20 protein-coding genes and 1 riboswitch are annotated in these 22,599 nt (G+C 71.0%); of the genes, 13 read left to right on the forward strand and 7 right to left on the reverse strand.

Annotated elements, in window-relative coordinates; genetic code table 11:
• From VSH64_RS47005 to VSH64_RS47040, 8 genes are all read left to right on the forward strand, one after another.
• Positions 1–768 (forward strand): 3-oxoacyl-ACP reductase, encoded by a 768-nt coding sequence (locus VSH64_RS47005; RefSeq protein ID WP_326569213.1) that lies wholly within the window; start codon positions 1–3, stop codon positions 766–768.
• 139 nt (positions 769–907) lie between these two features.
• A complete protein-coding gene (locus VSH64_RS47010; RefSeq protein ID WP_326569214.1) occupies positions 908–1,357 on the forward strand; it encodes a hypothetical protein in 450 nt (149 codons plus the stop codon).
• Between the two features lie 92 nt (positions 1,358–1,449).
• Positions 1,450–1,542, forward strand: a riboswitch (glycine riboswitch).
• Between the two features lie 150 nt (positions 1,543–1,692).
• Positions 1,693–4,524, forward strand: coding sequence for an aminomethyl-transferring glycine dehydrogenase (gene gcvP / locus VSH64_RS47015; RefSeq protein WP_456062113.1), 2,832 nt, complete (start codon positions 1,693–1,695; stop codon positions 4,522–4,524).
• Between the two features lie 21 nt (positions 4,525–4,545).
• Entirely contained in the window at positions 4,546–5,655 is a 1,110-nt protein-coding gene (gene gcvT / locus VSH64_RS47020) for a glycine cleavage system aminomethyltransferase GcvT (protein ID WP_326569216.1), read from the forward strand.
• Positions 5,656–5,669: 14 nt separating this feature from the next.
• Entirely contained in the window at positions 5,670–6,047 is a 378-nt protein-coding gene (gene gcvH, locus VSH64_RS47025) for a glycine cleavage system protein GcvH (protein WP_285969615.1), read from the forward strand.
• Positions 6,048–7,322, forward strand: a complete 1,275-nt coding sequence (locus VSH64_RS47030) for a serine hydroxymethyltransferase (RefSeq protein WP_326569217.1) — start codon at positions 6,048–6,050, stop codon at positions 7,320–7,322.
• Positions 7,319–8,323 carry a lipoyl synthase gene (gene lipA / locus VSH64_RS47035; protein ID WP_326569218.1) on the forward strand — a complete coding sequence of 335 codons (1,005 nt, stop codon included), beginning with the start codon at positions 7,319–7,321 and terminating at the stop codon, positions 8,321–8,323. The genes VSH64_RS47030 and lipA overlap by 4 nt, the downstream gene beginning before the upstream one ends.
• A 17-nt stretch (positions 8,324–8,340) precedes the next feature.
• Positions 8,341–9,711, forward strand: a complete 1,371-nt coding sequence (locus VSH64_RS47040; protein ID WP_326569219.1) for an L-serine ammonia-lyase — start codon at positions 8,341–8,343, stop codon at positions 9,709–9,711.
• Positions 9,712–9,840: 129 nt separating this feature from the next.
• On the opposite strand, the gene VSH64_RS47045 is transcribed toward VSH64_RS47040, so the two are convergent.
• Together VSH64_RS47045 and VSH64_RS47050 are read right to left on the reverse strand one after the other, a co-directional pair.
• A complete protein-coding gene (locus VSH64_RS47045; RefSeq protein WP_326569220.1) occupies positions 9,841–10,038 on the reverse strand; it encodes a hypothetical protein in 198 nt (65 codons plus the stop codon).
• Positions 10,035–10,694, reverse strand: coding sequence for an ArsR/SmtB family transcription factor (locus tag VSH64_RS47050; protein WP_326569221.1), 660 nt, complete (start codon positions 10,692–10,694; stop codon positions 10,035–10,037). The genes VSH64_RS47045 and VSH64_RS47050 overlap by 4 nt, the downstream gene beginning before the upstream one ends.
• A gap of 72 nt (positions 10,695–10,766) precedes the next feature.
• Here VSH64_RS47050 and VSH64_RS47055 point away from each other — a divergent pair, with 72 nt between their 5' ends.
• Positions 10,767–11,486, forward strand: a complete 720-nt coding sequence (locus VSH64_RS47055) for a FadR/GntR family transcriptional regulator (RefSeq protein ID WP_326569222.1) — start codon at positions 10,767–10,769, stop codon at positions 11,484–11,486.
• Between the two features lie 58 nt (positions 11,487–11,544).
• Positions 11,545–13,530 (forward strand): transglycosylase domain-containing protein, encoded by a 1,986-nt coding sequence (locus tag VSH64_RS47060; protein WP_407655721.1) that lies wholly within the window; start codon positions 11,545–11,547, stop codon positions 13,528–13,530.
• A 42-nt stretch (positions 13,531–13,572) separates the two neighbouring features.
• On the opposite strand, the gene VSH64_RS47065 is transcribed toward VSH64_RS47060, so the two are convergent.
• Positions 13,573–14,229 (reverse strand): O-methyltransferase, encoded by a 657-nt coding sequence (locus tag VSH64_RS47065; RefSeq protein WP_326569223.1) that lies wholly within the window; start codon positions 14,227–14,229, stop codon positions 13,573–13,575.
• Between the two features lie 9 nt (positions 14,230–14,238).
• Complete coding sequence (locus VSH64_RS47070; RefSeq protein ID WP_326569224.1) at positions 14,239–15,063, reverse strand: ABC transporter ATP-binding protein; 825 nt, start codon at positions 15,061–15,063, stop codon at positions 14,239–14,241.
• A 118-nt stretch (positions 15,064–15,181) separates the two neighbouring features.
• Here VSH64_RS47070 and VSH64_RS47075 point away from each other — a divergent pair, with 118 nt between their 5' ends.
• On the forward strand, positions 15,182–16,519 hold the full coding sequence (locus VSH64_RS47075) for an aminotransferase-like domain-containing protein (protein ID WP_326569225.1): 1,338 nt from the start codon (positions 15,182–15,184) through the stop codon (positions 16,517–16,519).
• A 4-nt stretch (positions 16,520–16,523) separates the two neighbouring features.
• Here the strand turns inward: VSH64_RS47075 and VSH64_RS47080 are convergent, their stop codons facing one another.
• Together VSH64_RS47080 and VSH64_RS47085 are read right to left on the reverse strand one after the other, a co-directional pair.
• Positions 16,524–18,215, reverse strand: coding sequence for a hypothetical protein (locus VSH64_RS47080; RefSeq protein WP_326569226.1), 1,692 nt, complete (start codon positions 18,213–18,215; stop codon positions 16,524–16,526).
• A 432-nt stretch (positions 18,216–18,647) separates the two neighbouring features.
• Positions 18,648–18,851 (reverse strand): hypothetical protein, encoded by a 204-nt coding sequence (locus VSH64_RS47085; RefSeq protein WP_220237697.1) that lies wholly within the window; start codon positions 18,849–18,851, stop codon positions 18,648–18,650.
• A 237-nt stretch (positions 18,852–19,088) separates the two neighbouring features.
• Between VSH64_RS47085 and VSH64_RS47090 the strand changes: the two genes are divergently transcribed.
• Positions 19,089–20,333: an NAD(P)/FAD-dependent oxidoreductase gene (locus tag VSH64_RS47090; RefSeq protein WP_326838224.1), complete on the forward strand. Its 1,245-nt coding sequence runs from the start codon at positions 19,089–19,091 to the stop codon at positions 20,331–20,333.
• A 4-nt stretch (positions 20,334–20,337) separates the two neighbouring features.
• On the opposite strand, the gene VSH64_RS47095 is transcribed toward VSH64_RS47090, so the two are convergent.
• Positions 20,338–21,390: a DUF2235 domain-containing protein gene (locus tag VSH64_RS47095; RefSeq protein WP_326569227.1), complete on the reverse strand. Its 1,053-nt coding sequence runs from the start codon at positions 21,388–21,390 to the stop codon at positions 20,338–20,340.
• 347 nt (positions 21,391–21,737) lie between these two features.
• Here VSH64_RS47095 and VSH64_RS47100 point away from each other — a divergent pair, with 347 nt between their 5' ends.
• On the forward strand, positions 21,738–22,598 hold the full coding sequence (locus tag VSH64_RS47100; protein ID WP_326569228.1) for a fumarylacetoacetate hydrolase family protein: 861 nt from the start codon (positions 21,738–21,740) through the stop codon (positions 22,596–22,598).
• Position 22,599: the final 1 nt, after the last annotated feature.

Genomic DNA, 22,599 nt, shown 5'->3' on the forward strand with positions numbered 1-22,599 from the left:
ATGGTGCAGCGTTTCGAGGGCCGCGTCGCCGTGATCACGGGCGGGGCCAGCGGGATCGGCCTCGCGTCGGCGCGGCGGCTGGCGAGCGAGGGCGCGAAGGTCGTGATCGGCGACCTCACGCCCGAACAGGGCAAGGCCGCGGCCGACGAGGTCGGGGGCCTGTTCGTGCAGGCCGACGTGACCGATCCCGAGCAGGTCGAGGCCCTGTTCCAGACGGCCGTGGACCAGTTCGGCTCGGTCGACGTGGCGTTCAACAACGCCGGCATCTCCCCGCCCGAGGACGACTCGATCCTCACCACCGGCTTCGAGGCGTGGGAGCGCGTGCAGCGGGTGAACCTGACCTCGGTGTACCTGTGCTGCAAGGCCGCGCTGCCGCACATGCAACGGCAGGGCAAGGGCTCGATCATCAACACCGCGTCCTTCGTGGCCGTGATGGGCGCGGCGACCTCGCAGATCTCCTACACCGCGTCCAAGGGCGGCGTGCTGGCGATGAGCCGCGAGCTCGGCGTGCAGTTCGCGCGCGAGAACATCCGCGTGAACGCGCTGTGCCCGGGGCCGGTGAACACGCCGCTGCTCAAGGAGCTCTTCGCGAAGGACCCGGAACGCGCGGCGCGGCGGCTGGTCCACGTGCCGGTGGGCCGGTTCGCCGAGCCCGAGGAGATCGCGGCCGCGGTGGCGTTCCTGGCGAGCGACGACGCCAGCTTCATCACGGCTTCGCAGTTCCTTGTGGACGGTGGTATTTCGGGTGCCTACGTAACTCCGATGTAGACAGACGCACCGGTGAACGACGTCACCGGGACGGGTTGGATCTTGAGCCTGTTCCGGTGACGAAGTCCGTGCCCGCGTTTCCCGGTGGGTAGACCGGAACCGTGGCGACCGGCCCGGTCGCCCGGTCCGGGAGGGTGCCATGCCGATCAGCGAAGCGTCACCGATGCTGCAGGAGGTCGCCGACCTCTGCGAACTGTGCCGGGTGCGCTGCGAGCGGGCGTTCGCCGGCGGCGAGCTCGTCGCGATGGGACCGGTCGTGCTCGCGGCGGCGTCGATGTCCCGGCTGTGCGCCGACACCCTCGACCGGTGTTCCGGGATGGCCGCCGACGTCGCGATGGTGCGGATGTCGGTGAAGGCCATGTGCGGCGAGGCCGCGCGGCTGCTGTCCACCTGCGCCCGCGCCTGCCGCGCGGCCGACGGCGAGGACCTGCGCGACCTCGCCGTGCTGCTCACGCGCTGTGCCGACCTGTGCGCGCTGCTGGCCGGTCCGCCGAAGATCACCCAGGTCCCCGTGGCAGCGGTGGCCGCACTGCCCGCGCAGACCCGTCACCTGCGCACCTTCAGCCGCGGCTCGGCGGGTGTGGCGTGAACCGTCCGAGGTAGACTGGCGCGTGAAGCGGCAGGTACGGTGGCCGCGAGCAACCACGCAAGACCGCACGCACAACTCGATACCGGGCCGTTCGAGCCGGAGCGGGAGAGTCCCATGAGATCAGTGGGACACCGAAGGAGCAAACTCCCCGGAATCTCTCAGGTACCCACTACCGCTTCGCGCGAGGCCACTCTGGAAAGCAGGCGCACCCGCGCCTCACCCAAGGTGAAAGCCGCAGGTCGTCCAAGACTGCGCGGTGAAACTCTCAGGTGCCCATGACAGAGGGGGAGCTTCCAGTGCACCGCTGCGCCCGGTGCCCGGCCCGAGGAGCTCCCATCACCTCCACACCGTTCGACGCCCGCCACATCGGCCCCGCCGAGGCCGAGCGGGCCAAGATGCTCGCCGAATGCGGTTACGGAAGCCTGGACACCCTCGTGGAAGCGGCTGTTCCGTCCGCCATCCGCACCATGCGCGACCTGGACCTGCCCGTGGCCGCGTCCGAAGAGGAAGCCACCGCCGAGCTGCGCGCGCTCGCCGCGCTCAACCGCCCGATGACGCAGATGATCGGCCTCGGCTACTCCGACACCGTCACGCCGGGCGTGATCCGCCGCAACGTGCTCGAGAACCCGGCCTGGTACACCGCGTACACGCCGTACCAGCCGGAGATCTCGCAGGGCCGGCTCGAAGCGCTGCTCAACTTCCAGACGATGGTCGCCGACCTCACCGGCCTCACCACGGCCAACGCGTCGATGCTCGACGAGTCGACCGCCGTCGCCGAGGCCATGACCTTGATGCGCCGCTCCTCGAAGTCGAAGTCCGATGTGATCGTGCTCGACGCCGAGTGCCTGCCGCAGACCATCGCGGTCGTGCGCACGCGCGCCGCCGCGCTGGGCATCGACGTGCAGGTGCGCGACCTGCTCACCGGGCTGCCGGAGGAGTTCTTCGGGGTTGTCGTGCAGTACCCCGGCGCCTCCGGTGTGCTGCGGGGCCGCGGTTTCTACCACGCCGTTTCCGAAGCCGCGAAGGCCGCGGGCGCCCTGTACACGGTGGCTGCCGACCTGCTTTCGCTCACGCTGATCACCTCGCCGGGCGAGTTCGGCGCCGACGTCGCGGCCGGTTCCACGCAGCGCTTCGGCGTGCCCCTGGGCTACGGCGGCCCGCACGCCGGGTATCTGGCCGTGCGCGCCGGGCTCGAGCGTTCGCTGCCGGGCCGGCTGGTGGGTGTGTCGGTGGACGCCGACGGCAACCTGGCCTACCGCCTCGCGCTGCAGACGCGTGAGCAGCACATCCGCCGCGAGAAGGCGACGTCGAACATCTGCACCGCGCAGGTGCTGCCGGCCGTGCTGGCCGCGATGTACGGCGTGTACCACGGCCCGGACGGCCTGAAGGCCATCGCGACCCGCGTGCACGAGCTGGCGGCGGGCTTCGCCGCGGCCCTGCGCACCGGCGGCGTCGAGGTCGTGCACGAGTCCTTCTTCGACACGGTCGTGGCGCACGTGCCCGGCCGCGCCGCCGAGATCCACGCGGCCGCGCGCGAGGCCGGCATCAACCTGGGCCACGTCGACGCCGACCACGTGCGCGTGGCCTGCGACGAGGTCACCCGGCCCGACACCCTGGCGAAGGTGCTGCGCGCGTTCGGCATCGATGGTGAAGTGGCCACGGCCACGGCGCTGCCGAGCGGGATCGTGCGCGAGAGCGGCTTCATGTCCCACGAGGTGTTCAGCACGCACCGCTCCGAGACGTCGATGCTGCGCTACCTGCGCAAGCTCGCCGACCTCGACTACGCGCTCGACCGCGGCATGATCCCGCTGGGCTCGTGCACGATGAAGCTCAACGCCACCACCGAGATGGAGCCGATCAGCTGGCGCGAGTTCGCGGGCATCCACCCGTTCGCACCGGCCGAGGACGCCGAGGGGTACCACCGGCTCGTGGCGCAGCTCTCGGGCTGGCTCGCCGAGGTCACCGGCTACGACGAGGTGTCGCTGCAGCCCAACGCCGGCAGCCAGGGTGAGCTCGCCGGCCTGCTCGCCATCCGCGGTTACCACCACGCCAACGGCCGGCCGGAGCGGGACGTCTGCCTGATCCCGTCGTCGGCACACGGCACCAACGCCGCCTCCGCCGTGCTCGCGGGCATGCGCGTGGTCGTGGTGAAGTGCACCGACGAGGGCAACGTGGACCTCGAAGACCTGCAGGCCAAGGTGGACACCCACCGCGACACGCTCGCGGCGATCATGGTCACCTACCCGTCCACCCACGGCGTCTACGAGCACGGCATCGAGCGGCTCGCGAAGATCGTGCACGACGGCGGCGGCCAGGTGTACGTGGACGGCGCGAACCTCAACGCGCTGCTGGGCCTGGCGAAGCCGGGCGAGTTCGGCGGCGACGTGTCGCACCTGAACCTGCACAAGACCTTCTGCATCCCCCACGGCGGTGGCGGCCCCGGCGTCGGCCCGGTCGCGGTGCGCGCGCACCTCGCGCCGTACCTGCCGAACCACCCGCTGCTCGATGCCGCGGGCCCGGCCACCGGCGTCGGCCCGATCAGCGGCGCGCCCTACGGCTCGGCGTCGATCCTGCCGATCTCCTGGGCGTACGTGCGCATGATGGGTGCGCCCGGCCTCACGGCGGCCACGAAGGTCGCGGTGCTCGCGGCCAACTACGTCGCCGCGCGCCTCTCGCCGCACTACCCGGTGCTCTACACCGGCCAGGACGGCCTGGTCGCGCACGAGTGCATCCTCGACCTGCGCGGCATCACCAAGGACACCGGCGTGAGCGTGGACGACGTCGCGAAGCGGCTCATCGACTACGGCTTCCACGCGCCGACGATGTCGTTCCCGGTCTCGGGCACGCTCATGGTGGAGCCCACCGAGAGCGAGGACCTCGGCGAGATCGACCGCTTCTGCGACGCGATGATCGCCATCCGCCACGAGATCGACGAGGTCGCCGCCGGCCGCTGGACCGCGGAGACGAGCCCGCTGCGCGGTGCGCCGCACACGGCGGAGACGCTGGTCGGCGAGTGGACGCACGACTACGACCGGGAGCTCGCGGTGTACCCGACCGGGGTGTCGCGCAAGAACAAGTACTGGCCGCCGGTGCGCCGGATCGACGGGGCGCGCGGCGACCGCAACCTCGTCTGCTCCTGCCCGCCCCTCAACGCGTACGAAGGCTGAGTACCGGTGTCTGATTCTCCAGTGTCCCGAGAGACTTCCCTGCACTCCGTCCACCAGGGACTGGGTGCGTTGTTCACCGACTTCGCGGGCTGGTCGATGCCGGTGCGCTACGCCAGCGAATTGGCCGAGCACAAGGCCGTGCGCGAGGCGGCCGGGCTGTTCGACCTGTCGCACATGGCCGAGATCCACGTCCGCGGCGCGCAGGCCGCCGACGTGCTCGACTTCGCGCTGGTCGGCAACCTCACCGGCGTGAAGCCGGGCCGCGCCCGCTACACGATGATCTGCGACGCCGACGGCGGCGTGCTCGACGACCTGGTCGTGTACCGGCTCGGCGACGAGGAGTACCTGGTGGTGGCCAACGCCGGCAACGCCGACGTGGTCGCCGAAGCGCTGGCCGAGCGCGTGGCCGGCTTCGACGCCGTGGTGGAGAACCGGTCGGCCGAAACGGCGCTGATCGCCGTGCAGGGTCCGCGCGCGGTCGACGTGCTGGCCGCGGTGACCGATGCCGACCTGGCCGCGCTGAAGTACTACGCGAGCGTGCCGGCCACGGTGAAGGGCCACGACGTGCTCCTGGCCCGCACCGGCTACACGGGCGAGGACGGCTTCGAGCTGTTCGTGCCCGCGGCCGAGGCGCCGGCGTTGTGGCAGCTCCTGACCGAAGCCGGCGAGGCGCACGGGCTCGTGCCGTGCGGGCTCGCGTGCCGCGACACGTTGCGGCTCGAAGCCGGAATGCCGTTGTACGGCAACGAGCTCACGCGGGAGCTGAACCCGTTCGCCGCGGGGCTGGGCCGCGTGGTGAAGTTCGAGAAGCCGGGTGACTTCGTGGGCCGGGCCGCGCTGGAGGAGCTGGCGAAGGCCGATGTTCCGCGGGTGCGGGTCGGGCTGCGCGGTGTCGGCCGTCGGGCGCCGCGCCACGGTTACGCGGTGGTGGCGGCCGAGGGCGGTGCTCTCGGTTCAGGGAACATCGGCACCGTGACCAGCGGTGCGCTGTCCCCGACGCTGGGTTACCCGATCGCCATGGCGTACGTCGATCGGGCGTACGCCGAGCCCGGCACGAAGCTTTCCGTCGACATCCGGGGCAGGATCGAGCCCGTCGAGGTCGTCGACCTGCCCTTCTACTCCCGAGCCTGAGAGGCGCTTTTCCTGTGAGCATCCCCCAGAACCTGTCCTACACCAAAGAGCACGAGTGGCTGTCGGTCGTCGACGGCGTCGCCACCGTGGGCATCACCGCGTTCGCCGCGGAATCGCTCGGTGACATCGTGTTCGTGCAGCTGCCGGCGGTCGGCGGCACGGTGACCGCGGGCGAGGTGTTCGGCGAGGTCGAGTCGACGAAGTCGGTCAGCGAGCTGTACTCGCCGGTGAGCGGCGAGGTCGTCGAGGTGAACGAGACCACATCGGACACCCCCGAGGTCGTGAACTCCGACCCGTACACCGAAGGATGGCTCCTGAAGGTGCGGCTCACGGGCGACGTCCCGGAGCTGCTCGACGCCGCCGCGTACGCCGCGCTCACGCAGGAGAACTGAATGCCGACGTTCGACAAACCCCTCGCCGAAGTGGACCCGGAGGTCGCCGCGGCCGTGGCGGTGGAGCTCGACCGCCAGCAGTCGACGCTGGAGATGATCGCGTCGGAGAACTTCGCGCCGGTCGGGGTGCTCGAGGCGCAGGGCTCGGTGCTCACCAACAAGTACGCCGAGGGCTACCCGGGCCGGCGCTACTACGGCGGCTGCGAGCACGTCGATGTGGTGGAGCAGCTCGCGATCGACCGCGCGAAGGCGCTGTTCGGCGCCGAGCACGCCAACGTGCAGCCCCACTCGGGCGCGCAGGCCAACGCGGCGGCGATGTTCGCCGTGCTGAAGCCGGGCGACACGATCCTTGGCCTCGACCTGGCCCACGGCGGTCACCTCACGCACGGGATGAAGATCAACTTCTCGGGCAAGCTCTACAACGTCGTGGCCTACCACGTCGACAAAGAGACCGGGATCGTCGATCTGGCCGAGATCGAGCGCCTGGCGGTGGAGCACAAGCCGAAGCTGATCATCGCCGGCTGGTCGGCCTACCCGCGTCAGCTCGACTTCGCCGAGTTCCGCCGCATCGCCGACCTCGTCGAGGCGCGCCTGATGGTGGACATGGCGCACTTCGCCGGCCTGGTCGCGGCGGGGCTGCACCCTTCGCCGGTGCCGCACGCCGACATCGTGACCACGACCACGCACAAGACCCTCGGCGGCCCGCGCGGCGGCCTGATCCTGTGCCGTGAAGAGCTGGCGAAGAAGATCAACTCGGCGGTGTTCCCCGGTCAGCAGGGCGGGCCGCTGGAGCACGTGATCGCGGCCAAGGCCGTGGCGCTGAAGATCGCCGCGACCGACGAGTTCCGCGAGCGCCAGGAGCGCACGCTGGCCGGCTCCCGGATCTTGGCCGAGCGGCTCTCGCGTACGGACTGTGCCGAGGCGGGCGTGCGCGTGCTCACCGGCGGCACCGACGTGCACCTGGTGCTGGTGGATCTCGTGCAGTCCGAGTTGGACGGTCAGCAGGCCGAGGACCGCCTGCACTCGGTGGGGATCACGGTGAACCGCAACGCGGTGCCGTTCGACCCGCGGCCGCCGATGATCACCTCCGGCCTGCGCATCGGCACGCCGGCGCTGGCCACGCGCGGCTTCGGCGCCGAGGACTTCGCCGAGGTCGCCGACGTGATCGCCGAGGCGCTGAAGCCCGGCTTCGACGAGGCCGTGGCGCAGACGCTGCGCGGCCGCGTGGAGCTGCTGGCGAAGAAGCACCCGTTGTACGCGGACCTGTCGCGATGAGCGCGCAGCCCGAGGGACGCAAGCTGCTGCGGCTGGAAGTGCGCAACAGCGAGACGCCGATCGAGAAGAAGCCGTCGTGGATCAAGACGAAGGTGCGGATGGGGCCGGAGTTCACTGAACTCAAGGGCTTGGTGCGGCGTGAAGGCTTGCACACTGTCTGTGAGGAAGCTGGTTGTCCCAATATCTACGAGTGCTGGGAAGACCGTGAGGCGACGTTCCTGATCGGTGGTGATCAGTGCACGCGTCGGTGTGATTTCTGTCAGATCGACACGGGCAAGCCCGCCGAGCTGGATCGGACGGAGCCGCGGAAGGTCGCGGAGTCGGTGCAGGCCATGGGGTTGCGCTACTCGACGGTCACTGGTGTCGCGCGTGATGATCTGGCTGATGGTGGTGCGTGGCTCTACGCCGAGACGGTGCGGCAGATCCACGAGCTCAACCCCGGCACCGGTGTGGAGCTGTTGATTCCGGACTTCAACGCGGATCCGGCGCAGTTGGCTGAGGTGTTCGCGTCGCGGCCGGAGGTGTTGGCGCACAACGTGGAGACGGTGCCGCGGATCTTCAAGCGCATCCGGCCCGGGTTCCGCTACGCGCGGTCGCTGGAAGTGATCACGAAGGCGCGTGAGGCCGGGCTGGTCACCAAGTCCAACCTGATCCTCGGGATGGGTGAGACTCCGGAGGAGGTCACCGCCGCGATGCGTGACCTGCACGACGCCGGCTGCGAGATCCTCACCATCACCCAGTACCTGCGCCCCTCCCCGCGCCACCACCCGGTCGACCGCTGGGTGAAGCCGGAAGAGTTCGTGGACCACTCCCAGGCCGCCGAAGCCATGGGCTTCGCCGGGGTGATGGCGGGACCGTTGGTGCGTTCGTCCTACCGTGCGGGCCGGTTGTACGCGCAGACCAAGGCCCACCGTGGTGAGGAGCTGCCGGAGAACCTGGCCCACCTCACCGAGCAGGGCCCCGCGGCGCAAGAGGCCAGCTCGCTGCTGGCCAGACACTAGAGGGAAGGGGCGGGTCAATGGCGATCAGCGTCTTCGATCTGTTCTCCATCGGCATCGGGCCGTCGAGCTCCCACACGGTCGGCCCGATGCGGGCCGCGCGGACCTTTGTGGACGGTCTCGTCGCCGAAGGCCTGCTGGACCGGGTCACGCGGGTGCAGGCGGAGCTGTTCGGCTCGCTCGGCGCGACCGGGTTCGGACACGGCAGCGACAAGGCCGTGCTGCTCGGGCTTTCCGGCGAGCGGCCGGAGTCCGTGGACACGGAGACCGTGCCCGCGCGGGTCGCCGCGATGCGCGGGTCGGGCCGGCTGCTGCTCGGCGGCGTGCGCGAGATCGCGTTCGACGAGGACACCGACCTCACGATGCACCGACGCAAGTCGTTGCCGGCGCACCCGAACGGCATGGTGTTCCGGGCGTACGAGGGTGACGCGGAGCTGCGCTCGCGCACGTACTACTCGGTGGGCGGCGGTTTCGTGCGCGACGAGTCGTACGAGACCGATGCGGTGTTCGTCGAGGATGCGACGCCGGTGCCGTACCCGTTCCGCACGGGCGCGGACCTGCTCGGCCACTGCGCCGCGACGGGGCTGTCGGTCAGCGAGATCATGCTGGCCAACGAGCTTTCGTGGCGTACCGCCGACGAGGTGCGCGCGGGCCTGCTGGAGATCTGGTCGGTGATGGCCGACTGCGTTTCGGCCGGCATCGCGCACGAAGGTGTGCTGCCGGGTGGCCTGAAGGTGCCGCGGCGCGCGAAGGCGTTGCACGACAAGCTGATCGCTGAAGACGGTGTCGGGGATCCCTTGTACGCCATGGATTGGGTGAGCCTGTACGCCCTGGCCGTGAACGAGGAGAACGCCGCCGGCGGCCGCGTGGTCACGGCTCCGACCAACGGTGCGGCCGGGATCATCCCGGCGGTGTTGCACTACTACCAGCGGTTCATCCGCGGCTCCTCCGACGACGGCATCGTGACCTTCCTGCTCACAGCCGGTGCGTTGGGTTCGATCCTGAAGCAGACCGGGTCGATCTCGGGCGCCGAGGTCGGCTGCCAGGGTGAGGTCGGTTCGGCGTCGGCGATGGCGGCGGCCGGACTCACGGAGGTGCTGGGCGGCTCGCCGGCGCAGGTGGAGAACGCCGCCGAGATCGGCGTGGAGCACCACCTGGGTCTGACCTGCGACCCGGTGGGCGGCTTGGTACAGATCCCGTGCATCGAACGCAACGCCGTGGGTGCCTCGAAGGCCATCCACGCGGCCCGCATGGCCATGCGCGGCGACGGCAGCCACGTGGTCACGCTGGACAAGGCGATCAAGACGATGCGCGAGACCGGCGCGGACATGTCGGTGAAGTACAAGGAAACCGCGCGGGGTGGGCTGGCGGTGAACGTGATCGAGTGCTGAGGCGCTCGGTGCGGTAGTGAGCTGGTGGGACCGTTCGAAGTGGACGGTTCCACCGTTCTTTTTGCGGGTTGCCGCAAGGATTGTGACGCCGGCTCGCCGGTCTGAGCCGCTCTCCCGTTGAGCGGACGGTCAGGCCGGGAGGCTGACCTGCAGTTGCTCGCCGCGGTCGCCGGCGAGGTGAAGTCCGGTCTGGATCAGGAAGCGGCCGAGGCGCCGGCGGAGTGTCGGCCGGTCCTCGGCCCGAGTGGTGCGGCCGACGGTGGCGGCGGCGCGGAGCTCGGCCTGGCGATCGTGGACGAACGTCTCGGTGAAGTCGTGCGGGATCATGACGGCTCCTCGGGTCGAGAATTTTCAGCGGTGTTGGCAGGTTCCGGGGTTTCCGTGGAGTCGACCGACTCGGCGGACTCGGTGGTTTCCGGGTGGGCGGTGCGGGGGAAAGCGGCCCAGTGCGCGACGACCGAGTCGTCGCCGGGGCGGACCTCGCGGCGGTAGCGGTCGATCACCGTGTTGATCTCGGCGTTCAACCGGTGGGTTTCCTCGGGCGTGAGGGAGAGCTGGTTGCTCGCCAGGGTGGCGTTGTGTTCCCAGCGGTCGCGCCAGCGGGGGAATTCGGCGACGAACTGCGCTTCTTCCTCGTAGCGCTGCACCACGAGTTGGTGCAGCAGCATCGAGACCGGGCCGGCGAGCTCGGCGTCGCCCGCGAAGTCGGCGATGCGGATGGTGGTGATGTCTTGGGCGGCTTTCCACCAGCGTTCGCGCTTCGAGCCGCGTTCGGTGTCCTCCAGGACGAGGCCGGCGTCCGCGAGCTGGCGCAGGTGCCAGGACGTGGTGCCGGAGCTCTCGGCGACGCGCTTGCCCAGGCCGGTGGCCGTGGCCGGACCGTCCTGTTCGAGCAGGTTCAGCAGGCGCATCCGCAGCGGGTGGGCGAGCGCGCGCAGGGTGCGTGCGTCGAGGATCCGTTCGGTGCGGTCCGGGGAGCTCATGGGACTCAGCCTACATTGCAGAGAAACCTTTGCAAAGAGGTCTCTGCGATTGAGCGGGCTTAGACTCGCCACGTGGAGACGTCGGTGGCGAGCGCGAACGAAGCGCTGTTCCGGCCTGTCCGCGCGGGCAACGCGTTCGAAGAGACCGTGGAACGCCTGCTGCAGGCCGTCCGCCTCGGTGTGGTCGGCGCGGGCGAGCGGTTGCCGTCGGAGCGGGAGCTGGCCGAGCGGCTCGGCGTGAGCCGGGTGACGTTGCGGGAGGCCATCCGGGCGCTGGCCGACGCCGGTTACGTGGAGTCACGCCGGGGCCGGTACGGCGGCACGTTCGTGCGCGAGAACCTGCCGGAGCCGAAGCAGCGCGCGACCGGCGAAATCGACGCGGCGGCCTTCGAAGACGCGCTGTGCCTGCGGCACGTGCTCGAAACCGGCGCGGCCGAAGCGGCGGCCGCGCGCACGCTCAGCCCGGCCGACCGCCGGCACCTCACGAGCACGCTGGCCGAGACCGCGGCCGCCGAGCTGGCCGACTACCGGCGCAAGGATTCCCGGCTGCACCTGGCGATCGCCGAGGTCACGGCGTCGAGCTCGCTCACCACGGCGATGGCCGACGCCCGCATGCGCGTGAACCAGCTCCTCGACCGCATCCCGCTGCTCGAGCCCAACCTGGAGCACTCCAACGCCCAGCACGAGGCGATCGTGGACGCCATCCTCGCCGGCGACGCCGTGGCCGCACGCCACGCGATGGCCGAGCACGTGGAGGGCACGGCGTCGTTGTTGCGCGCGTTCCTGTCCTGACGCCGTGTGAATTTCTCACCGAGCCGCTCAACCTTTTCACCCGTCCGGCCGTCGACCAATCGTGCAACCCGATACGGACGCCGAGACGGACGGAGCCACCAGCAGTGTCACGAACGAGCCGCCCGCCGATCCCCGTGCCCGCCGTCGCCGGCGGTGGCGCAAGATCCGGCGCATCGCGTACTGCTGCTTCGGCGTATTCGTCGGGCTGCCGCTGATCGCGTTCTGGATCGCCTACCTGCTGCTCGACGTCCGCAGCCCGCAGGACGTGCTCGCGTCGCTCGACAAGACCGTGGAGCTGAAGTACGACGACGGCAGTGAGCTGCTCAAGGTGCTGCCGGCCGACGGCGACCGCTCCTTCGTGCCCTACGACAAGGTGCCCGCGAAGCTGCGCGACGCGATCATCGCCACCGAAGACCCGACGTTCTGGGACAACGCGGGCTTCGACCCCACCGGCATCGGCCGCGCGTTCCTCACCGGCGTGGGCGGCGGCTCGGGCATCACGCAGCAGTACATCAAGAAGTCGACCGGCGACGACGACGCGACGCTCGACCGCAAGCTGCAGGAACTCGTGCTCGCCACGAAGATCACGCAGGAGCAGAGCAAAGAGCAGATCTTCACCAGCTACGTGAACATCATCTCCTTCGGCCGCGGCACGTTCGGCCCGTCGGCGGCGATGAACGCGTTTTTCGGGCGCCCGCTCGACAACTCGATGACCTGGAGCGAAGCCGCGTTCCTGGCCGGCATGATCCAGTCGCCCTCGGTCCACGACCCCGCGGTGTCGGGTGACGCGCACGCGGCCAAGCGCTGGACGTACGTGCGCGACAAGCTCGTGCAGCGCGGGTACGTGAGCGGCGCCGACGCGGCCGCGATGAGCTATCCCGGCCGGGAAATCCTGCCGCCGTCGGAAACCCGCGCGAGCGTGACCTACGACGAGTACCACGTGAAGCAGCAGGTGCTCAGCGAGCTGGAGCAGGACGGTTTCCCGCTTTCCCGGCTGCAGCAGGGAAACCTGGTCGTGCAGACCACCCTCGACCGCACCGCGCAGGCGTCCGCGCGCTCGGCGCTGGCCGACCGGCTCAAGGGTGAGCCGAAGGAGTTCCGGGGCGCGCTCGTGTCCGTGGACCCGTCGACGGGCGCGGTGCGCGCCTACGACGGCGGTGACAACGGCGTGCGCGACTACGCCGGCACCGAACACGCGGCGGGTTCGGCGTTCTACCCGTTCACGCTCACCGCCGGCCTGCGCGCCGGCGCCTCCCCGGACGAACTCGTGGACGCACCGGACGCGATCAACTTCCTGGGCGAGAACTTCGAGTACCCCCGGCAGTGCCCGGCGCAGTGCACCTTGCGCACGGCCATGACCTCCGGCGCGAACACGCCCTACATCAGCCTGGCCAAACAGGTCGGCGCCGACGCGGTGAGCGCGGCGGCCCGCGACGCGGGCATCCCGGACGCCGTCGACGGCTCGCCGACCATGCGCGAGAAGGACGGGTTCCTCATCGGCTCGGGCCTCGCGGTCGGCCGGTATCCGTTGCGGCCCTTGGACTTGGCCGGAGCGTACGGGACGTTCGCCGCCGGCGGGATGCGCGTGACGCCGCACCTCGTGGACAAGGTGCTCGCCCAGGACGGCAGCGTCGTGTGGCAGCACGACGTGGAGCCGCGCCCCGCGTTCTCCGACCAGGCCGGCGCGAGCGCGAAGATCGCCTCCGAGGTGACGAACGTGCTGCAGACCTTCCTGCCCGACGGCCGCCCCGCCGCCCTGCGGACCGGCGAGTTCCAGCACGGCAACTCGTCGGACAACCAGGACGCCTGGGCGATCGGCTACACCCCGCAGCTGGCCACGGCCGTCTGGGTCGGCTCCGACGACGAGCGGCGGCTGTTCGACGCGCAGGGCAAGAAGCTCGTGGGTGCGACCGTGCCCGCGGACATCTGGCGGACGTTCATGGTGCAGGCCGAGGAGGGGAAGCCGATCAAGTGGAACGGCGGGATCGAGCCGCCGTTCGCCCCTCCGCGCGCGATGCAGACGGCGCCGCCCGGCCGACGATGAGGGGGCGCCTCGTCACCGGGGCGCCCTTCGCTCAGTAATAAGTCAGCGCACGCGGGCGAGGACGAAACCGTCGTAACCCTTGTCGCCCACCGTCTGGATGGCGGTGGCGTCGAGTCGGTCGTCACCGGTCAGGGCTTCGAACATCTCGCGCACGCCGCGCACGGACGAGTCGGTGCTCGTGGCGTCGAGGACGGCGCCGTCACGGACGACGTTGTCGACCACGATCGTGGCGCCCGGGCGGCAGAGCCGGATGGCGTGGTCGACGTAGGGCGCGAGGTTGGCCTTGTCCGCGTCGATGAACACGAAGTCGAACGGCCCGATGAGCGTGGGCAAGGTGTCGAGGGCGGCGCCGACGCGGATGTCGGCGACGTCGGCCGGGAAGCCGGCCCGGTCGAGGTTCTTGCGCGCCACGGCGGCGTGCTTCGGGTCGTACTCGCAGGTCACCAGCGTGCCGCCGGTCGGCAGGGCGCGGGCGAGCCAGATCGTGCTGTAGCCGCCGAGCGTGCCGATCTCCAGGATCGAGCGGGCGCCCGCCAGCGAAGCGAGCAGGGAGAGCAACTTGCCCTGGGTGGGTGACACGGCGATCGACGGCAGGCCGGCCGCGGCCGAGTCCGCCAGCGCCGTGTCCAGCACCGGGTCGGCCGGCAGCAGGGCTTCGGCCAGGTAGTGGTCGACTGCGGTCCAGAGTTCGCGGGTCACCAGGCCAACCTAGCGCGCGCGGTGCGCCTTCGGGATCACCAGCGGTGTACCGGTCTCCGGGCACGGCATCACGCGGCACGGCAGCTCGAAGATCTTCTCCACGTTCTCCTCGGTCACGACCTCCTCGGGGGTGCCGGTGGCGAGCACCTGGCCGTCGCGCATCGCGATCATGTGCGTGGCGTAGCGGGCGGCGTGGTTGAGGTCGTGGAGCACGGCGACGAGCGTGCGGCCCTGCTCGGCGTGCAGCTTCGCGCACAGGTCGAGGATGTCCATCTGGTGCGCGATGTCGAGGTACGTCGTGGGCTCGTCGAGCAGCAGCAGGTCCGTCTGCTGGGCCAGCGCCATCGCCATCCACACGCGCTGGCGCTGCCCGCCCGACAGCTCGTCGACGAGCCGCTCGGCCAGGTCCGAGACACCGGTGGCGGCCATCGACTCGGCGACCACCGCGGCGTCGTCGCGCGACCACTGGCGCAGCAGGCGTTGGTGCGGGTAGCGGCCGCGCGCCACGAGGTCGGCCACGGTGATGCCGTCGGGTGCCACCGAGCTCTGCGGCAGCAGCCCGAGGCGGCGCGCGACCTCCTTGGCGCCGTAGCTGGAGATCACCGAGCCGTCGAGGTAGACGGAACCCTTGCGGGGCTTGAGCATCCGCGCGAGCGCGCGCAGGAGGGTGGTCTTGCCGCAGGCGTTGGGGCCGACGATGACCGTGAAGGACTTGTCCGGGATGACCACGCCGAGCTCTTCGGCGACGGTGCGCCCGTCGTACGCCAGCGTCAGCGCCTCGGCGTGCAGCCGGGGCTCGGTCCTGCTCGGTGCGTCCGCGATCGTCTGTTCCACACAGGTTAGGCTAACCTAGTGACCCTCGTTCGTGGGAGTTCCCTGGGTCGCATTCGCCGAACGTGACCAGCCGGTGTCATCATGCGGACGGGAAGTCCCAGCGTGAGCGAAGGTGGCGATGGACGACTACCGGGTCGTCGCGGACGAGCTCGCCGCCGACATCGAAGCGGGCCGGCTGCGGCCCGGTGACCGCCTGCCGCCGCAACGCCGGTTCGCCCGCGACCGCGGCATCGCCGGATCCACCGCCGCCCGTGTGTACGGCGAGCTGATCCGCCGGGGCTTGGCGGTCGGCGAGGTCGGGCGGGGCACCTTCGTGCGGGCCGCGCGGCCGGCGCCCGAGCCCGCGCTGGCCGAGCCCGGCGACGCGCGCGTGGACCTCGAACTCAACTTCGCCGTGTTGCCGAGCCAATCCGCGAAGCTCGCGTACGCACTCGAGCCGTTGCTGCGCGCCGACGTGTTCACCGACGCGCTGCACCCCGTCGGCGCCGCGGGCACGAAAGCCGGGCGTGAGGCGGCCGCTGGGCTGCTGTCGAGGGGTGTCTGGAAGCCCGACCCCGCGAACCTGCTCGTGACCGGCAACGGCCGCCAGGGCATCGCGGCGGCGATTTCCGCGTTCGTGCCGATGGGGGAGCGGCTCGCGGTGGAGGCGCTGACTTATCCGATCGTGAAAGCGCTGGCCACGCGCCTGGGCGCCGAGCTCGTGCCGATCGAAACCGACGCCGACGGTCTCGTGCCGGCGGCGCTCGAGGCCGCGCACCGGGCCGCGCCCGTGCGCGCGCTGTACGTGCAGCCGACGCTGCACAACCCGCTCGGCCCGACCATGCCGCCCGCGCGCCGCGCCGAGCTGGCCGACACCGTGGCGCGCCTCGATCTGCCGGTGATCGAGGACGGCATCTACACGTTCCTGCGCCCGGACATCGAGCCGCTCGCCGCGCTGGCGCCCGAGCGCACGGTGTTCGTGGACAGCCTGTCGAAGCGTGTGGCGCCCGGCCTCACCGCGGGGTTCGTCGCCGCGCCGGCGGCCTGGACCGCGCGGCTCGCGGGCGCGGTTCGGTCCGGCGGCTGGAGTGCCACGAGGTTCGCGGTGGAAGCCGCCACGCGCTGGATCACCGGCGGCGCGCTGGCCGAGGTCGAGACCGCGAAGCGCGCGGACGTCGCCGAGCGCGCCGCGATCCTCGACGAGCGGCTCGCCGGCTTCACGATCGTCGGCGACCCCGCCGCCTACCACCGCTGGTGGGAGCTGCCGGAGCAGTGGCGCGCCGAAACGTTCGTGGCCGCCGCCGCGCGCCACGGCATCGCGCTGTCGCCTGCCGCGTCGTTCGCCGTGCTGCCCGGCCACGCGCCGAACGCCGTGCGGCTCGCGCTTTCCGCGCCACCGAAGGAAACCCTCGCCGCGGCGCTGGCGGTACTGGCGACGCTGGCGGCGGGTTCGCCGGACGACACGCTGCCGGAGTGACGCGTCAGCGGGCCCAGCTGCCGACGAAGCTGCCGCAGGCCACGGGTTGTCCGGTGAGGCGGGCGCGCAGGGCGTTTTCCAGGCCGAGGTAGTCCACGATCGGCGCGGTCGCCGGCACGCTCGCGGGCACGGGTCCGCCTTGGGCCAGCGTTTCGCCGCGCACGGTCTCGAACAGCACCAGGTAGTCGCCCTGGTGGTTGAGGTCGTCGGCGGTGGCGAGCATGCGTTGCGGGGCGTCACCGACGATTTCCAGCGGCAGCGGCCACTCGAGGGGGAACGGGTTGCGCAGGCCGAAAGCCGGGTAGGCGAACGGGTTGTCGGGCAGCACGGCGACGCGGGAGGCCGGGTAGCGGTGCAGGCAGTCGCGGATCTGGGCCACGTAGGTGTAGGTCGAGGGGTTCGTGCGGATGCCGCGCATGGCCGGGCTGACGGTGCCGAGGTCGGCGGTGAGCCGGTCGTGCGAGATGTCGAGGTAGGCGGCTTCGTCGTGGTGCGCCACGACGAGCCAGCCGCACAGCGCGACCGCCGCCAGGCCCGCCGGCGCGGTCACCCACGTGCGGCGCAGCAGCGGAGCCAACTCCGGCAGCACGAAGCCGAGCAGCAGCAACGCCGTGAGCGCGAGCGAGCCGGTGAGCAGCGTCGGCGTGTCATTGCCCCACGACAGGCTCGTCATGAACGCGGTCGCCAGCACCAGCAGCGCGGCCCAGGAAACCTTGCGCCGCACGGCCGTGTGCACCACCACGGCCACGGCCAGGATCCACCACAGCACGTCGGCCCAGCGCGACGAGCCCGTGAGCCGCCCGTCGACCACGGTCCAGGCCACCGCGGCCGCACCGCCGAGCGCGAGCAGCCACGACGCCACGCGCCCGGCCACGCCGAGGCGCTCGCCCGCGAGCCGCAGCACCAGCAGCACGACGGCGATCACCGCGAAGAACGTGAACTCCCGCACCGGCGGCTGCAGCAGCACTTGCGGATCGTGCAGCCACAGCCCCAGCAGCCGTTCGCCGTACGCGGGCACACCGCCGGTCAGCTGGCTCACCATCTCGCCGAACCCGCCCCCGATGCTCACCCAGACCACGTAGGCGATCCCGAACGCGCCGAGCGCCAGCACGTCCCCGACGACGCGGCGCCGGCGGTTCGGGTAACAGAGGGTCCAGACCAGGCCGATCACCGCGGCGAGCACGAAGCTCTGCTTCACGAACACCGCCGCGCCCAGCAGGGCCAGACCGCCGAGCCGAGCGTACGGATTTCCCTTGCGCAGGCCCGAATCGAGCGCCCAGGCGCCGCACGCGGTGAGCATGATGCCGTCGACGGTGTGCCACGCCATGAGCGGGAAGCCGTTGAGGTTCAGCAATGCCGCCGCCGCGACCAGCGCCGTGCGCCCGGGACCCCAGGACAGCACCGGGCGCCGCATCACGAGCACGGCGAACGCGATGGTCGTCAGCGTGATCTGCACCATCGCGAGGCAGCTGGACACGAAGAACAGCGGGCCGGGCACCGCGAAATCGACCGTGTGCAGGATCGCCGAACCGAGCGGCCGCGCGGAGATGACGTCGGCGTGCGGCACTTCGCCGTGCAGGATCCGCCAGGCCTGCGCGAGGATGAACCCCTGGTCCGACGGGTGGAACCCGAACCGTCCGACGCGCAGCTCCGTGGCCACCGCGAGGACCAGCACCCACGCGACGTGCAGTGCCACCCGTCGCCACGAGACTCTTTCTGCGGCCTCGGCGACGTCCACTTCGTGTCCTTTCGCCTCGGCTGTGTTTTTGGCCCCGGCTTCGCCGGGGCGTGCGAGATCGCCTCAAGCCGGTGTCGGGATCAGGCGGTCTGATCGGCCTAGGGGCCGATCGCACCGCCTGATCCCGACACCGGCGCGATCTCGCGCCGCGGGTGCGTTCAATGCCCTGGGTGCGTTCAGGGTCGTGGGGTCAGGTTCTGTCGCGCCAGGGTAGCGGGGTGATGGTGGCGGAGAGTGAGACCGGTGTGGGGAGCGGGGCAGGCCGCGGTGGGAGCCGACGAGCATGCTCAGCGGCGCGGCGCGACCGAGGGACTGCTGACCTGCGCCCACGAGGCGGAACGCAGCCCCGGCGAAGCCGGGCCACATGCACTGCCGGGGCAAAGACACAACTCACTCCGGGTGCTGTGCCACTGCCACCACCGCGTCGCGCAGAGCTGCGCGCAGCCGGCCGACGTCGAGGGGCCCCAGTACGGCCGCCTCGCCTGGCGGGGCCACGAGCACGATCTTGTCGTCGCTGCTCACGAACACCGTCACGTCCCTGCGCCTGCCGGCCAGGTCCCGGCAGCCGATCGACCACTCGTCCCGGTCTGTCACGGCTCTCGCCCTCCCGAATTCCGCCTCGCGGTCGTGCTTCGTGCGGGGGTGGGACCGGCACCTCACGCGGCCATTACGCGGGTTCACCCGAATTGCCTACCCACGAGTTCGCTCGAGGGGTCCACCTGCGGCCGAGCACGGGATGTGCTGTCCGCGCAACGGGAGTAGCGTCCGGGCGGCAGGACCCGCGGGATGTCCGCGCTGTCCGGGGTGTCGGGGATGTCGGGAGTGGCGCGGATGGCGGGGATCGTCGGGAAGGCACAGCCGCACAAGATCGTGATCGTCGGCGCAGGTCTCGCGGGGGCCTCGGCCGCCGCGGCGGTGCGGGAGAAGGGCTTCGAAGGCGACGTGCTCCTGATGGGCGCGGATCGGCACCGGCCCTACGAGCTGCCGCCGCTGTCGAAGGGCCTGCTGCTCGGGACCACCGACGAGCCCGACTGGGTCCGGGACGAGGGCTTTTACGCCGCCCAGGACATCCGACTCGCCTCCGGTCTCACCGCCACGCGGCTCGAGCTCGGTGCCCGGCTCGTGCTCGACGACGCCGGCGGCGAGCACCGCTTCGACCGCCTCGTGCTCGCCACGGGTTCGCGCCCGCGCCCGCTCCCCGCGCCCGGCGGCAACTTCCCCGGGCTGTACTTGCTGCGCACGCTCGACGACGCGCTCAGCCTGCGCGCGGCCTTCGTCGACGCGCGGCGCGTGGTGATCGTCGGCGCCGGCTGGATCGGTACCGAGGCCGCTGCGGCCGCGCGCTCGCACGACGCCGACGTGACCGTGGTGGCGCCCGGCCGCCGGCCGCTCGGCAAGGTGCTCGGCCCCGAGGTGGCCGGGGTTTTCCAGACCCTGCACGAAGAACACGGCGTGCACTGGCGCCTCGGTGAGCACGTCGCCGAAGTGACGGGTGACGCCGGCGGCGTGCGCGGTGTCCGGCTGCAGAGTGGCGAAGAGCTGCTCGCCGACGCGGTGCTCGTGGCCATCGGCGCCGCGCCGCGCGTGGAGCTCGCGCACACGGCGGGGCTCGAACTCTCCGAGGACGGCGGCGTCGCGGTGGACGCGGGCCTGCGCACGGCCGCTCCGGACGTGTACGCCGTGGGCGACATCGCGTCGCATTTCCACCCCCGCTACGGCCACCGCGTGCGCGTGGAGCACTGGGCGACCGCGCGCACGCAGGGCGCCCACGTGGCCGGGAACCTGCTGGGGGACAACGATCCGTACCTGGATTCGCCGTACTTCTTCTCCGACCAGTACGACCTCGGCATGGAGTACCGCGGCCTCGCCGATCCGGACCGCGACCGGCTCGTGGTCCGCGGCGACCTCGCCGCGCGCGACTTCACGGCGTTCTGGGTCGGCGCCGAAGGCGAGGTGCACGCGGCGATGAACGTGAACCAGTGGGACGACGGCGACGCGTTGCAGCGCTTGGTCGACGGCCGCGCGAAGGTGAGCGACGAGGATCTGCGGTCCGGCGACCTCGCCGGGCTCGGCTGACGGCTCAGGCGTCCACCGGGATGACCTGGCCGTCGAGCGCCAGATAACCCACCAGATTCGGCGGCGCGTAGTCGGCCGCGAGCTTGTGCCGCGTCACCGCACTCGAAGCCACGTACTCGTGTTTCGGGTCGGTGGTGCCGATTCCGCGGGTCGCCGAGGGCAGCAGGCGGTAGAAACCGGTGCGGGACGGGTGGATCGGCCCCAGCGCGTCGGGTTCGGTGGTGAAACCGGGCACCAGCGCGAGGCCGCACGTCTGCGCCTGGGCGGCGATCCAGCGCAGTGTGAGATCGGCGAGGCCCTTCTTGGCCTGGCCACCCCCGCCGACGTCGCCGTGGCAGCCGGCGAACCACACCTGCTCCACGTGGTGCGTCACGCCTTCGGCCGGCGGCGCCCACACCGACGGTGTGAACGGCTTGCGGTGCTCGTCGATCGCCAGCGCCTGGTAGGCCGCGTCGACGGTGGAGCTCAGCGCCGTGTCGTGGAACTGGAAGCGGCGGTTGAACACGTCGAACGGCCAGAACCCGGTGAGCGGCACGCCGAGCGCGCCCACCGTGTCCCACACGCCGATGAACCGGATCCGCGGTTCGTGCGCGTACGTCTTGCGGAACAAGGCCATCTCGGTGGAGCGCGGGTGCGTCTTGTCCGAGCGGTCGCGGTAGAGCCCGTACGCCTGCTTCACGCGGTGCTCGTGCTCGGGGCGCAACAGGCCGCAGTTGCGGATGAGCCCGGCCGTGCTGCGCGCGGTGTACGCGCCGCGGCTGAAGCCCAGGAAGAAGATCTCGTCGCCGGGTTCGTAGGTCCGGACCAGGAAGCGGTAGACCTCCTGGACGTTGCGCGAGAGCCCGACACCGAACGCGCCGCCGAGCAGTTTCTGCCGCACGGTGCCGACCCCGGACTGGTAGAAGGCCCGCTGCTCGGTCCCGGCTTCGTCGACCGGCGCCACGGCGAGCGCGAGCTGCGTGACGTTGGTCGGTGCCGGGGTGTGGCTGTCGGCCTCTTCGGCGAGGTCTGCCGAGTCCCACGTGCCGTCGCAGCAGATCACGATGCGCTTGGGCATCAGCACCTCGTTCAACCGGTCGAAGGGGTCGGGAAGCCATCAAGTCACGACCCGGCGGTGTTTTCAACGGGTTCGGCCGAATCGGTACCGAAGCCGAGGTGTGGCAAGAAAAACACGCGGCGTTCACGCTCTCCCCACGCCGGGCCGCAAAGGTCCGACGAAAGCGGGCCGGCTCCGGCGTGCGCCCCTTCTCCGGCGGCGGGACGATCACTGGTGGCTCCTCCGCGAGCCTGACCAGGATGATCCGATCAATTTTGGAAACAAATCCCCCGTGACTCTGGATCCTGCTCGGCTCATGCGCTATACATCGGATGTCTTGATGAGGCTGTGGTGAGAGGGGAACGTCCGTGCAGCTTGTGCGTCTCGGAGCCGCGGGAGAAGAGCGACCGTTCGTGCGTGCCGGTGACGGCACCCTGTACGACCTCTCGGGCCTCACGGCCGACGTCGACGGCGCGTTCCTCGCGGCCGACGGCATTGCCCGCGCCGCCGCCGCGCTCGAAGCCGGTGAGCTGCCTGCCGCCGGCCCGGAGGCCGCGGCCCTGCGGGTGGGCCCGCCGCTGGCGTCGCCCGGCAAGATCCTGTGCATCGGCATGAACTACCGGCGCCACGCCGAGGAAACCGGCGCGGCCGTGCCCGAAGAGCCCGTGTTGTTCATGAAGGCGCCCGACGTGATCGTGGGCCCGGACGACGACCTGCTCATCCCGCGCCGCTCCACGAGCACCGACTGGGAGGTCGAGCTCGGGGTGGTGATCGGCAAGCAGGCCCGCTACCTCGGCAGCGTCGAGGAAGCGCTGGACCACGTGGCCGGTTACGTGGTGTCCAACGACGTGTCCGAGCGCGAGTTCCAGCTGCACCGCGGCGGCCAGTGGGACAAGGGCAAGAACTGCGAGACGTTCAACCCGCTCGGCCCGGCGCTCGTGACCGCGGACGAGGTGCCGGACCCGCAGGACCTCGGGCTGCGCACGTGGGTGAACGGTAAGAAGGTGCAGGACTCCTCGACCAAGGACATGGTCTTCGGCGTCGCCGAGATCATCCACTACCTGAGCCAGTTCATGGTGCTGCGCCCCGGCGACCTGATCAACACCGGCACGCCCGAGGGTGTCGCGCTCGGGCAGCCCGAGCCGAAGCCGTACCTGCGCGACGGTGACGTCGTCGAGCTCGAGATCGACGGTCTCGGCCGGCAGCGCCAGACGCTGAGGCAGGCCTGAC

It is taken from the genome of Amycolatopsis rhabdoformis (assembly GCF_035918295.1).
Lineage (GTDB): Bacteria > Actinomycetota > Actinomycetes > Mycobacteriales > Pseudonocardiaceae > Amycolatopsis > Amycolatopsis rhabdoformis.